We start from the raw sequence: 13,859 nt of genomic DNA, 5'->3' as shown, positions 1-13,859 counted from the left end.
TGCCCCGGTTAAACACTATTGGGAATTGAGATTGCTTCATTCTTCAGCAAACACAATTCCAGATAAACAAATCTCAGAGCAATCTCAACTTATATTTTTTTCTTCTTCTCTCGAAGACACAACAAGTAGTTATAACCTGTTTTGTAAGAAAATGGGCAAAGCGAAAGCGAAGTTATGCGGCTGCATTGATGATTTATTAAACGCCAAAAAGACTACGGCATAAACAAGTCTATCCCACACTACTTCAGATTTAATTTATTCCGTTTCCTTTTTGTTTTTCCTGCAGCCGCCTTACTGTAAGGCTTTCTTTTTTTCCATTTTTTCTTTTACAAAACAATTTTTTTTTCATCATCAGAACACAGTTAAACAATCATTTTTTAAACATTTAAAATTTCAGTTATGGAAATCATCGGAAGAATTACAGCAGACGCAACCGTTAGCGAAACAAAAGCAGGGAAAAAAGTAGTGAACTTTTCCATTGCGATCAATGACACTTACAAAACAAAAGGAAGCACGGAGGTACAAAAGTTTACGACGTATGTAAACTGTTCGTACTGGATTAATCCGGGTGTATCGGCGTATTTAACCAAAGGCACGTTGGTGGAGTGTTATGGCCGCATTGGTGCAAATGCCTGGACAAACAAAGAAGGGGAAGTAAAGGCCAGTCTTACATTTCATGTAAACACAATCAAACTGCATGGCCGTTCCACAGGGGGCAATACAGCATCTGCACCGGTAGTGCCAATGAACACCGCACCGGCAGCAGTTTCAGAAGTTGCAGAGGACTTACCATTTTAACTTTCATGGCATCCCGTTAAATGGCGGGATGCTTTCATTTTTTTTAAACAATCAAAATTTACAACTATGGCACACAATATTAATTTCAATGAACAGACAGGTAAACACAGTTTCTTTTCAGTAAAAGAAAAAGCATGGCATGGTTTGGGGCAAATTGTGGAAGACTATCCCAACAGTAAAGAAGCATTGCAATTTGCAGGGCTTGATTTTGAAGTATTGAAACGACCCAATACACACCGTTTAGATGATGGTACAGAAGTGATCTCTAAAAGTTCATTCTACACTTACCGTCCTGATACGGGTGCAGTATTGGGCGACCGATTGGGTAAGGATTATGAAGTGGTGCAAAATGCAGATGCTTTCAGTTTCTTTGATGCTATTGTAGAAGGTGACGGCATTCAATACGAAACTGCCGGAGCATTGGGCAAAGGCGAAAAGATTTTTATTACAGCTAAACTGCCCGGTTATATTAAAGTGGGTAATGACGATATGATTGAAAAGTATTTATTCCTTACCACTTCGCATGACGGGTTTGGTAGTATCATGGCGGCCTTTACACCTACAAGAATTGTTTGTAACAATACTCTCAATGCTGCTTTGAAAAACTGTAGTAATTCCATTAAGATCCGTCATACTGCCAATGCTAAAGAACGATTAGAAGAAGCTCACAAAGTAATGGGTATAACTAACCTGATTTCTGTACAGTTAGAAGGGATTTTTAATCAATGGGCAAAGGTTCGTATTACAGATAAAGAAGTACAGAAATTGATACAACTCGCAATGGTTCCCAATAAAGAAGTATTGCAGAATATTGAAAAAGGTGAATTGGATGAATTAAGCACCTGTTTTAAAAATATGTGCGATGATGTGTATGAGTACAACATGAGCAGCCCATCCCAGCAATATGAAACAACAAAGGGAACAGTGTTTGGCGCATACAATGCCATTACCGGCTATTTTCAAAATGTGAGGAATTACAAAGATGATGAAGCCAAAATGAAATCATTGTTATACGGTGGCACGGCACAGTTAAGAACACAAAAAGCCTTTCAGCTTTGTGAGGATTTTGTAAAGAGTGAAATGGTGGGTATTTATAATTGACGATTATCAAGGGGCATTGCAAAATGCCCCTTGATCTTATAAAAAAGCTGCCCCGCAACATTGCAGCAGAGTTTCGAAAATGGCGGGGCAGCTTGGGGGTTGGTGAAGATTAATTGTATCGGTAAATTTGGATAATGCGCTATACTAATCAAATAGAACCTGTCAGGAAAGCCCTGATAATTGGTAGCCCTGGTACTGAGGGTGTGGATTATTTGTATAGTGCCTCAACAGATGTTACGAATATCACCAATCACTTGCTTTCTTCAAGAGGAGGTAAATGGAAGGATAACGAGATACAAGTGCTATGGAATCCGGGCATTGCAGAATTAGCTGCAATTATTGAGAACATAATCGCAGATTATCTTTTTGTTTATTATGCCGGTCATGGTTATGAGAATACTATCGGAGAAAGAAAAATATGCTTATGTGATGCAGATGTTTCTGACTTTTTTCTGCTGAATAATAGCCCCCGGCAATTAATAGTAATTGACGCCTGCCGTGAAAAAGAATATCCTGCAATCAGTGGTATTCCGGAGGAGGAAGAATGGTTGCCATTTGATGGTTATTATCCGGAAAGAGAGGCTTTTGATAATTATATTTTACAATCGCCGGTTGGAAAGAAAATAATCCATGCTACAAAAAGCGGGTTTGCCTCATGGGAGGATAAAAAAGGGAAAGGTGGTGTATTCACCACAAACCTCATATTAAGTACAAGGAAGATCCAGTGTAATGATTTATATGCACCCATTAGTATAGAGCAGTCAATTTGGAAAGCCAGGAAAATGATTAAACAGGCAGGCGATGAACAAGAACCCGAAATTGTTTATTCAATCGGCAATCTCCAGGTTCCGTTTGCTGTGTATGTTAAAAGCGAAGCAAAGACAGTTTATTCAAATCCCTCCAATTACAATAAACCCCGAACGATGCCACGAAGAGAGCCATCAAATTCCGGAGCATTAACCTTTGGCTTACTCTTAATTGGGATTGCTTTAATAGCAAATAATTCTGATTAATAAATTCTGATTTTCCCTTCATTAATTCCTCACAAAGTTCGCCGTTTGTCTCCGTGGCGGCAATGAAATTCCGGCATAAAGAAAACTATTCCTGCATTATATCAGATACTATTTATTCCGTTGCTTCATTGCCTTGGTCGCCAAAAGGCGGATGCGGTTCCATAATTAATTTCTTAAATCATTAAATGAAATGTTATGGAACAGTTAGCAATGCGATTTCCGCAATGGACAAGAGTAGCAGAAGTAGAATTGGTTTATAAAACAAAAGTGAAAGCTTCCGAACGACCCAAAGTAAATTCTTCAAAGGATATTTATAACATACTCCTGCAGGTTTGGGATGAAAACAAAATTGACATGCTGGAAGAGTTTAAAGTAATATTTCTGAACAGGGCTAACAGGGTTACCGGCGTTTACGATGCTTCATCCGGGGGTATTACGGGCACAGTGGCTGATCCACGATTGATTTTAGCCGCCGCTATTAAGTCTCTGTCTGTATCAATTGTATTATCGCATAACCATCCCAGCGGCAACTTAAAGCCCAGTCGTGCTGATGAGGAATTAACGCTTAAAATAAAAGAAGCGGCCAGCTACCATGATATTAAGGTGCTGGACCACATAATCATATCCAGTGAAGGTTACTATTCCTTTGCTGATGAGGGGCTTATATAGTCCCTTTAAACCTTTCTATTTCATTCTTTTAATCAAAATTTGCTATTTTGAGGAATGACCTTTGAGGAAATCCTTTTACAGTTTAAAACAGCCAAACCTTTACTGCTTTTACGGGCAAAAAATGCTGCGTTTATCATTTCTTTTTTTCAAAAAGTATTTTCTGATGCTAACATAACTACTATTACAAATAGCGAATTGCGAAGTAAACTGGAAGGCTACATGGAAGAACTGTCCTATGAAGAAAGAGATGAAGAATTGGAAGCAGGGACACTGTTTGATGATTTTTCGGTAAGAGCAGCTCAGTATATCGATAAATGGAGCAATAGCGGTTTTTTAAGAAAATACCCTAATGATGAAGGAGAAGATCTGCATGAGTTAACGCCTGATACCATCAAAGCTTTGAAATGGCTTTCTGATCTCGAACGCAGAGAGCATGTTGGAACCAACAGCCGGTTCAAGGATATTTTTTTTAAGCTTCAGAAAATGATTGAACAAACCAATGAAGATGCAGAAGCACGAATAGAAGAACTCCAAAAGAAAAAATGGGCCATTGAAGATGAAATAAACCTGCTGAAATCGGGAAAGAAGCCATCGGTATTTGACGAAACGGAAATAAAGGAACAGTTTTACGATTTAAATAAAATGGCAAGGGAACTGCTTGCCGACTTTAGCGAAGTAGAACAAAACTTTGAGCAAATACGAAAAGATATTCAACGGAAATACACGGAAAAGGATGTAGCTAAAGGAACACTGTTAGTATTTGCCCTTGATGCTCTCGATGATATTGACCAGAAACCGCAAGGAAAAAGCTTCAAAGCATTTTGGGAGTTTTTGATGGATGAAAGAAGGCAACAGGAATTTACACAACTTACAGAAAGGCTTTACCAACTTTTAAATGAACACAATATTGATTATAATAATGATAGATTTTTAAAACACCTGAAACGTTTCCTGCATGTGTCTGGCCGAAAAGTGATTGATTCTAACCGAAAGTTAAGTGAAAAAATAAGCCGGGTACTTTCTGAAAAAAATCTTTTGGAAAGAAGAAGGGCTATGGAATTGATTGGTGATATACGACAGATGGCGTATTCCCTTATCGAAACAAAAATTAAGGAGGATGATTTTATAGTTATTGAAGATGAACCATACATTAATCTTTTTGACAGATGGGAACCTGGTGAAGAGAAAGACGATATTACCGGTATATTATTTCCAGATGGTAGCGCAGATGAAGAAGATGCTGATTTTAAAATACTGTTCGATCAGTTTACAATTGACAGAAAGAAATTATTGCAAAGAATTGATGCAATGCTCGAAGAAAAAACCCAGGTTACTTTAAAAGAAATAATCGATGAGTATGGAATTGAAAATGGTCTAAGCGAAATTGTTGGCTATTTTTCGATAGCCACTTCAAGTACACATCATATTATAATAGAAGAAGCAAAAGAACCAATTTTAATTGGCGAAAGAAAAGTAAATGTGCCAATGGTAATCTATACAAAGCCAACAACAAAGTAATATGGAAATAAAAATCGCAAGGGCTCCATTTGCCGCAGTCATTATTAAACTATTGCAGGGGCCCGTGTATGCAGATGATAAAAACATCTGGCGGGAACTGCTGGGCTGGCAATCTGCCATACAGGAATATTTTGGTAAAATAGGTATGGAACTAATCATTACTGAACAGGATGGCTTTGCAAGGGTGATGCAGCCCGAAACTGATGAAAATGATGATAATCCACTACCACGCCTTATGAAAAAACAATCCCTGAATTATGAAGCTACATTGCTGGCTGTAATGCTCAGGGAAGGACTTGAAGAGTTTGATGTAAAAAGCGAAGGAACAAAATTCTATCTCACCCAAAAGGAAATAAAAGAACGGATTGAATTGTTTTATAAAGAACAAACCAATAAAAGTAAACTTTGGAAAGATTTATCAAAACCAATAACCAGTTTAATAAATATTGGCATACTAAAGCTAAATCGTGAGGATACTGTCAATAAGGATAACAACCAGTACGAAATAAAAAGAATTATCAAGGCATTTATCAGCAATGATAAACTTGAAGAAATAAAGAATAAGTTAAGCAACTATGTCAACCCTATTCAGCAATAATAATTCAGATAGTGGATACCGGCTAAGATACCTTGAGGTGTTTAACTGGGGTACGTTTAACGGGAAAGTATATAAACTGCAGCCGGATGGTCGCACTTCCCTGCTAACCGGCGCAAACGGCAGTGGTAAAACAACGCTGATTGATGCGTTACTCACCATACTTGTTCCTACCAATAAAAGATTTTACAATCAATCTTCGGGTGCTGAATCGAAAAAGGAACGGGATGAAAATTCCTATTTCTGGGGTTATCACGGTAAAACATTTTCGGAAGCTGAAGAAAAATCAAAGACAGAGCAGTTGCGCACCAAAGCAGATAATCCTTACTCAGTTTTACTGGCCTGTTTTCAGAACTCCGGTACACAGCATACAATTACATTGGTACAGGTTAGATGGTTCAGTAATGGCGGGCTTCAGAAAATATTTATAGTTTCTCCTTATCCGCTGAATATTAATGATCACTTTGGCAAAGACCATTTTGATTTTAAAGGGGACTGGAAAAAGAAATTGGTAAAGCAATATGCCAAAACTGAAGTTTATAACAGCTTTAAAGAATATGCGGCCAGGTTCAGCGAACTGTTTGGTTTGAGAGACAAAGCCCTCTCACTTTTCAGCCAGACGGTTGGAATTAAAGTATTAGGCGATTTAACCAATTTTATCCGGCAGGAAATGCTAGAGGAATCAGATGCTGAGGAACAATTCAAAAGCCTCTATAATCATTACAGCGATTTATTGATCAGCCACAAGGCCATTCAAAAAGATGAAAAACAACTTGAATTGCTGGAGCCTGTAATACAAAACAAACACAGATTGGATGAATTGCGACAAAAAAAAGAACAGCTGGATTTTATAGAAGAACAGATGCCTTTTTATCTTGGTAAAATTGAGTATGGACTGCTTGAGAAAGATGTTGAGAGACTTGAACTGGATATTGAAATTGCCAACAAGGATAAAGAGCTAATTTCTACCTCCATAGATAGACTTGACAAAGAAAAGGAACAGCTTGTTATGCAACGGGCTGCATTGAATATTGATAGCCAGATTTCCCTGTTGAATAAAGATATCGAAGGAGAAACGGAAAAGAGAAATCGTAAAAGTGCTGAAAACACCCGGTATGTAAAATTTTGCGAGCAGCTAAAATTGGATACTGAAATTGATGTAGCTGTATTCAGAAATAATTACAATAAAATACTTGAATTAAATACCACTGTTCCTGCGGAATCAGAAAAGTTTGCTGAAAAGAAATTGAGACTAAAAATTGAACAGGAAAGCGTAGGTAACAAAATCGAGGATCTGCAACAGCAAATTACTTCGCTTTTAGCACGGAAAAATCGTATCCCTGATGACCTGATTAATGCGAGAAAAAGATTGGTTGATATACTGGAAACAACGGAAGATGAAATTCCGTTTGTAGGTGAATTAATCAAAGTAAAAGCAACTGAAAATCTTTGGGAAGATTCAATAGAAAAATTGCTGCATAACTTTTCGATGCACCTATTGGTTCCGGAAAAATTCAGCAAGGCAGCTAACCAGTTTATTTATAACAATGACATGCGGACAAAACTGGTATATCATAAAATTGACCGAAGACCATCCAACAGTATTGTACGTTGGCCAACTGAGAGCGATGCTTTGGTAAATAAACTTGAACTAAAAGAATCAGAATATTCGAAGTGGCTTGAAACCACTCTGCTTGACAGGTTTAATTATTATTGTACCGATGATTTGGAAGTATTTTATGGTTCACCCAAGGCCGTTACATCAAATGGCTTGATGCGAAATGTAAACAGGCATGAAAAGGACGACCGGCCGGGAAGATGGAATAAGTCAAAATATAGGCTTGGATGGGATAACAAAGCAACCATTCAATACTTGCAGCAGCAGAAGCATAATGAAGAAAAAATACATGCTGCACTTTCCGGAGAGATCAAAGAACTGACACCGCTTATTGCAGCTTTGCAGCTAAAGGTGCAAACCATTTCTAATCTGATACAGATAAAAAATTATGATGACATAAACTGGGCGCAACATGCAGAAAAGATTAACACATTGAATAAGCAGGTCCAGGATTTAAAAAAATCAACAGATGCTTATGAGTTAATTGAAAAACAAATCAAAGAAGTAGGAAAACAATTACAGACCGAGAACGAGAAAAGGGATGCTTTAATAACAAGGATTAGTAAACTTGATGACGAATATAACAGCAAGAACCTGCGTAAGCTCAACCTGAAATTTGAAGAATTATTGGAAGCAGGCGAACAGGCAATTATTGAATTTCTAAATGAAGAAGAAATTGCTTCATCCGGTATTCAAACATTAACGCAGTTTGATAGTATGATGATGCAATCTGCAATTAAATTAAAGGCAAGGCAAAAGACAGCAGGTAATGCCGTTAATAAACTTGAACTTGATACCACTACGTTAATTGCGGCCTTTATAAATCCGGGAGAAAAAATTACCAATGAATTTGCTAACTGGAGTGGTGATGTAATGAATATTAAACCCGACCTCACAGGACTTGGTGACCTGGAAGATTTGTATAAAACTATACAAACACAGCGGCTCGTTGAACATAAGCGAAGGTTCAGGGACTATATGGATAAAAGTATGCTGGATGCCCTCACCAGCTATAGGGCTTGGCTCAACAATGAATTGAGTAAAATTGAGGATATGATTGAGGAATTGAATGTGCCGTTAAAGAAGATAACCTTCAACCGCAATCCTGATACTTATCTTCAATTGGAATGTCGTCAGCTAAGGGGTGAAAATGAAATAAATATTTTCAGAGGTCAGTTAAACGCTGCTATACCCAATACACTGGATTTTGCAATTCAAAAAGATGAGAGTTACCGGCAGGAGGTTTTTAATAATATCAAGGAGTTAATTACTGAATTACAGAAAGAAGAAACCTGGCGAAGAAAAGTAACGGATGTAAGAAACTGGCTTGTATTCAGTGCCAGGGAATATTCTGCAATGGAAAACAAAGCAGGTCAATACCATGACAATACTGCCAGCTATTCCGGTGGGCAAAAAGCACAGTTTACATACGCTATTTTAGGTGCTGCAATTGCCCACCAGTTTGGAATATTTCAGCAAGGAAAACAGCATAAAAGTCTCCGCTTTATCACAGTTGATGAGGCATTCAGTAAGTTAGATCCTGAAAAGAGCCGGTTTCTGATGGAGTTTTGCGCACAGCTAAATCTTCAGATATTAGTGGTTACCCCGCTCGACAAAATTAATATTGCTGAGCCCTATATTAATGCGGTTCATTTTGTGGAAATAAAAAACAAGAAAAGTTCTGTTCTGTATAACCTTACAATGGAACAGTACTACGAGAAGAAAGAAAGTTTTAAACAGTTAGCCGAAACAAGAGAATGATAACACCAAATGAACTTTTTGAGAAATCTGATAAACTGTTTTATAAGGTTATTACTTCAGTTTTGAAAGAGCAGGATATTTTTCCTCTGGTAATCCCTTCCAACAAGAAGTTGTCAGGTACAAATTTCAGCGAACTCAAGGCCGCAATCGTTCCGCTTTATCAGCAATCAAAGCAAGTAAAAGGAAAAGGTTACACTATTGAGTGGAAAGAAAAAGTGGTTGACGGCACAAAGCAAAAAATACCATCAAAAATCTTTTTTGAAAGCTTCGATGATTACCTTTTTTATACTAAGCGAATAAAAGACTATGAAGCAATTAATAATGCTTTTGATAACATAACCGCATCATTTAATAGCTTGTCAGCCTGGGCGAAAGAAAACGTTATTTTCTTATTTAACCAAGCGGATAAAATAGACGATTTAATAAAAGTCTGTATTTATTTCTGTAATAATAAACCACCTCATAATCTATATTTAAGAGAGTTGCCAATTGAAGTTCATTCTAAATTTGTTGAGGATAATACCACAGCATTAAAAAAAATGCTGGATGTAATGTTACCTGCTAATTGGATAAACAAAACTGAAATTGATTTTTCCAGCCGATACTATATCAAGAAGCCTAATATCTATGCCCAGATAAGAATATTGGATGAAAGTTTGAAACCAATAATTGGATATGATGAGTTAGCATTGACATTAGAAGATTCCGCATTGCTGAATTGGAAGCCTGAAAGAGTTTTTATAGTTGAAAACAGGGCATGTTTTCTTTCATTTCCCAAAGTAAAAAATGCCGTAGCAATATTTGGAGAAGGGTTTAAAAGCAGGATAAGCAAACACATTCCCTGGCTTGCAAAAGCAGAATTATTTTGCTGGTTTGACCTTGATGCGGCTGGGTTTGAAATGCTGAATATAATCCGGCAATATTACCCCGAAGCAAAAAGTTTTTTAATGGATGAGAAAACCTACAATCAGTTCAGTCAGTTTTCAGTTACTTCTCCATACAGAAAACTGCAATTAGAAAAATTAGATACCAATGAATTGAAACTATATGAATTTTTGCAAGCCAATAGCATGAGATTAGAGCAGGAACGCATAACCAATTATTATATTTCAGAACAACTTAAATCACTCTCGGTTGGGGTTTAAAAGAATGGCTAAAAATGAAAAGTTGGAAAATGCGATTGATAAACTGATTCGTAAAGTAAGTACGTTTGAGCCTGAAAGCTTTGCTGGTTTTTTTGCTTATTTGATTAAACGTCGGCCAAAAGATTTTATAGATATAGAACTAAATAAATTCGAGTCCAAACTTAAAGACTTTTTCTACCTTATTGCACTTAATTCATTTACAGAAAATAAAGGTTATGAGCCGTTTGACTTTAACCCGGCGACCATTAGCGAATTAGCTGATTTAGTAAATGAAATTCGTAGCTGTTATCATGTCCAGAATTTCGAGGATTATACTGAAGATGCGGCTATTCATGAGATGGCCTTCAGAAACCATTTTGATAATGGTGTACTAAGTTATGTGGAACAGGATTTAGAAAAAATAAGAACAGTTTTTCAGCCATTTGAAGAGAAAATAAGTGAAGCTTTTGGCCTTGATATAGATTTCCTTATTGAAGTTTATAAAGCAACCGAATTAGTGGCAAAAATCAGGTTCGAACAGGTAATGAAGTTTACCCATACCAAAGAGTTCAATGAGTTTCATGCAAAGTTTCATTCCAAACAAATAACATTCTCTGAAGGTATTGATCAGCTGCCAGAAGAAGTCAGCGATGCGTTGCTATCATTTCATGCTAAAACTCATGCTTATCTGTTGTTTTCAAAAGAGGATTTATACCATACACTTGATAAAGTTAAAGTTGATAAATTCCTGGATCTGTTTTCTTGTAAACCCTCCTCATTAAAATCTTTCAGATACTACACCGAAAATAACCCAATCGAACTGGCACCGATTATCGAAATATCTGAAAATAAATACTTGCATATATGCCAGAAACAAATCCCCATTGCCATTTACAGGCGCATGTATGATTTCCTGTCAAAAGACGAAAGTTTTAAGGACAAAATTCGTAAGCATCGGGAGAAAGAATTGGAAAGAAAAGTTGCGGAGATTTTTAGGTCTGTTTTCAATGACTCTTCTTCATTCTTATATGAAAACTATTTTGTTGTTGAAGGCCATGAACAGGACTTGCTTGTCCTGACGAAAGGCACGGCTATTATTGTTGAAACCAAAGCATCCAAGTTAAGAGAACCTTTCAGGGATATGCAGAGAGCTATTGTAAGATTAAAAGATGATTTTGAAGATTCTGTACAATACGGATATAATCAATGCAAACGGGTTGAGAATTTATTTGCAGGCCAGGAGCGATTTGATATTGAAGACGACAAAAGAAAGGTTCTTTATACAGTAAATCCTGCCAGGTTTCATTCTGTGTTTTCCATAGTAGTTACATTAGAAAGATTCGGGAGTTTGCAAACAGATCTAAACCTGCTGTTGAAAAAAGATAAGACTGATAATTATCCCTGGAGTGTTTATATTGATGACCTTGAAATTTTTCTGCTCACATTAAAGCATCACAGGCGCAATCCGCAAGGTAAATTTTTAGATTTTTTACGCAGCAGAAGGCAGCTTCATGGTCACATGTATGCAATAGATGAACTGGATGTTTGCGGTTATTATCTGAAGCAACCGGAAAAGTTTAAAGACTTTGCTCAAATGTCTGATACACTTTGTCAGTTTTCAGTGTATGAACAGGCAATTTTTGATGAAATTTACCACTCTGGCGGCCTACGTTTTAAGGAAGAACCTATGCCTGATTTTCACAGGTATTTCAGCTCAAATAAACCCCACTCAAAAGCAAAAGACTAACTTCTAAAAATTGTTTTTGCCTGACTAAATTATAGCCATGCAAATGGCAATACTGGTACAGATTTTACACCTGTTTTACTATGAATTTGCAAGAGCTTAAATATTCTCAACGGATAGATTTTATAAAGGCATAATGTGCCCGGTCTTGCACATGGCAAGATGTACAAATGTGCCACATTTGAAATCTTGCCCTTCACTCCGAAGTCGTTTCGGGGAATTGAAACAGAAAATAAAAAGCTATGAAGAAAAGTGAAAAGGAATTGAGGAAGCATTTTGTTAAGACAAGGATGAATGATGATGAGTTAAATCTGTTGCTAAAACTGCAACAAAGAACTACCGAAAAAGACACAAGCAGTTACCTGAGAAAAGTAGCGTTGCAAAAACCAGTAACAATCAAATACAGAAACGAAAGTGCAGATGACTTTTTATTGGACATGCTGAACCTGAAAAAAGAACTCAACGCAATCGGTAATAATTTTAACCAGGCAGTGCACAAATTGCATTTGTTGGATAAGATACCCGAGTTCAGGGTTTGGGTGCAGCAGTATGATAGCTTGCAAAAAGCGTTAATCAGCAAAGTAGATGAAATCAAATTACGGATGAACCAACTCTATGATCAATGGTTGCAAAAATAACAATACCAAAAAGTATTGAAGCGGCGCTGAACTATAACGAAAAGAAAGTGCAAAAAGCAATTGCTTATTGTCTTCATGCAGCCAATTATTTAAAAGATGCAAAAGACATGGACTTTTATCAGAAGCTGGCAGGTTTTGAAAGGCTGAACAGTTTGAATGAAAGAGCCAGCACTAAAACCCTGCATGTGTCTCTCAACTTTGATCCATCAGAAAAATTAGCTGAAAGTAAGTTACTGCAAATTGCATTTGACTATATGCAGAAGATTGGCTTTGGTGAGCAACCTTACCTCGTTTACAAACATGAAGATGCCGGGCATCCGCACATTCATATTGTAACTACTACAATAAAAAATGACGGTAGCAGGATTAATACTCATAACATCGGCAGAAACCAATCTGAGAAAGCAAGAAAGGAAATTGAAAAGCAGTATGGATTGATAAGAGCGGAAAAACAACAGCAGTTGAGAAACCCCCGCATCAAACCTGTTGATGCAGAAAAAGTGGTTTATGGAAAATCAGAAACTAAAAGGAGTATCTCTAATGTCGTGGGTGCAGTTTTCAGTAGTTATAAGTTTTGTTCATTGCCTGAGTTTAATGCAGCACTCAAACAATTTCATGTAGTTGCCGACAGAGGCAAAGAAGAAGGCAGGATTTACAAGAACCGTGGATTGGTTTATCGGGTGCTGGATGCAGATGGGAATAAAGTGGGTGTTCCGATAAAAGCAAGTTCAATTTCTTGCAAACCAATATTAGACAACCTGGAGAAGAAGTTTACAGCAAATCAAACAGCCAAAGAAAGTCTGAAGCCTTTTGTAAAAGTAAAACTAGATGAATGCCTTGCTCTATCTCCTGTTTCAATTAAAGAACTAATGAACTATCTGAAACAAAAGAATATCTACACGGTTCTGCGGCAGAATGCAGAAGGCAGATTGTATGGAATTACGTTTGTTGACAACCAGAACAAATGTGTTTTTAACGGAAGTGATTTAGGCAAGGGTTACAGTGTGGCGGCTATACAAAGCAACCTCTCTAATCATCCTATTGAAAATGCAATCAGGCAGGATGAAAAGGAAAGTAGTCATTCGCCTGGTTCTGCCGGTAAGGGAATGCAGATTTCTAAAGACAAAGAAAAAACTGTTATTGTTTCAGCATCTAAGGAAAACCTGCTCGATGTGTTGCTTACAGCAAAAGAACAATTCGGAAATACACCTTACTCACTACTGAAAAAGAAGCGAAAGAAAAAGCGGACGAATCCAAATTCATAATTCAACAAATATTTT

The 13,859-nt window shown here is 37.1% G+C and carries 12 protein-coding genes; all 12 read left to right on the top strand.

Going from position 1 to position 13,859, the window contains the following annotated elements:
* Positions 1–223 (top strand): hypothetical protein (locus tag IQ13_RS21550; protein ID WP_206751761.1); only part of this gene is annotated, 223 nt, incomplete at its 5' end.
* 176 nt (positions 224–399) lie between these two features.
* Positions 400–798, top strand: coding sequence for a single-stranded DNA-binding protein (locus IQ13_RS05225; protein ID WP_144884992.1), 399 nt, complete (start codon positions 400–402; stop codon positions 796–798).
* Positions 799–864: 66 nt separating this feature from the next.
* The gene (locus IQ13_RS05220) at positions 865–1,899 is read left to right on the top strand and encodes a DUF932 domain-containing protein (protein ID WP_144884990.1); all 1,035 of its coding nucleotides are present in this window, start codon (positions 865–867) and stop codon (positions 1,897–1,899) included.
* Positions 1,900–2,033: 134 nt separating this feature from the next.
* Positions 2,034–2,912, top strand: coding sequence for a caspase family protein (locus IQ13_RS05215; RefSeq protein ID WP_144884989.1), 879 nt, complete (start codon positions 2,034–2,036; stop codon positions 2,910–2,912).
* 195 nt (positions 2,913–3,107) lie between these two features.
* Entirely contained in the window at positions 3,108–3,581 is a 474-nt protein-coding gene (locus IQ13_RS05210) for a JAB domain-containing protein (protein ID WP_144884988.1), read from the top strand.
* 54 nt (positions 3,582–3,635) lie between these two features.
* On the top strand, positions 3,636–5,099 hold the full coding sequence (locus IQ13_RS05205) for a DUF3375 domain-containing protein (protein ID WP_144884986.1): 1,464 nt from the start codon (positions 3,636–3,638) through the stop codon (positions 5,097–5,099).
* A gap of 1 nt (position 5,100) precedes the next feature.
* A complete protein-coding gene (locus tag IQ13_RS05200) occupies positions 5,101–5,697 on the top strand; it encodes a DUF4194 domain-containing protein (RefSeq protein WP_144884985.1) in 597 nt (198 codons plus the stop codon).
* A complete protein-coding gene (locus IQ13_RS05195) occupies positions 5,675–9,073 on the top strand; it encodes an ATP-binding protein (protein WP_144884984.1) in 3,399 nt (1,132 codons plus the stop codon). The genes IQ13_RS05200 and IQ13_RS05195 overlap by 23 nt, the downstream gene beginning before the upstream one ends.
* Entirely contained in the window at positions 9,070–10,218 is a 1,149-nt protein-coding gene (locus IQ13_RS05190; protein WP_144884983.1) for a DUF3322 and DUF2220 domain-containing protein, read from the top strand. Before IQ13_RS05195 ends, IQ13_RS05190 begins: the two co-directional genes overlap by 4 nt.
* A gap of 4 nt (positions 10,219–10,222) precedes the next feature.
* Complete coding sequence (locus tag IQ13_RS05185) at positions 10,223–11,944, top strand: hypothetical protein (RefSeq protein WP_144884982.1); 1,722 nt, start codon at positions 10,223–10,225, stop codon at positions 11,942–11,944.
* A gap of 239 nt (positions 11,945–12,183) precedes the next feature.
* Positions 12,184–12,579: a plasmid mobilization protein gene (locus tag IQ13_RS05180; RefSeq protein WP_242009478.1), complete on the top strand. Its 396-nt coding sequence runs from the start codon at positions 12,184–12,186 to the stop codon at positions 12,577–12,579.
* Positions 12,564–13,844, top strand: coding sequence for a relaxase/mobilization nuclease domain-containing protein (locus IQ13_RS05175; protein ID WP_144884981.1), 1,281 nt, complete (start codon positions 12,564–12,566; stop codon positions 13,842–13,844). The genes IQ13_RS05180 and IQ13_RS05175 overlap by 16 nt, the downstream gene beginning before the upstream one ends.
* The last annotated feature ends 15 nt before the right edge of the window (positions 13,845–13,859 follow it).

Origin of the sequence: Lacibacter cauensis (assembly GCF_007830055.1) — a bacterium.
Classification (GTDB): domain Bacteria; phylum Bacteroidota; class Bacteroidia; order Chitinophagales; family Chitinophagaceae; genus Lacibacter; species Lacibacter cauensis.
Note: the sequence above shows the minus strand (reverse complement) of the source record. Positions and strands in the feature narration are given on the sequence as shown.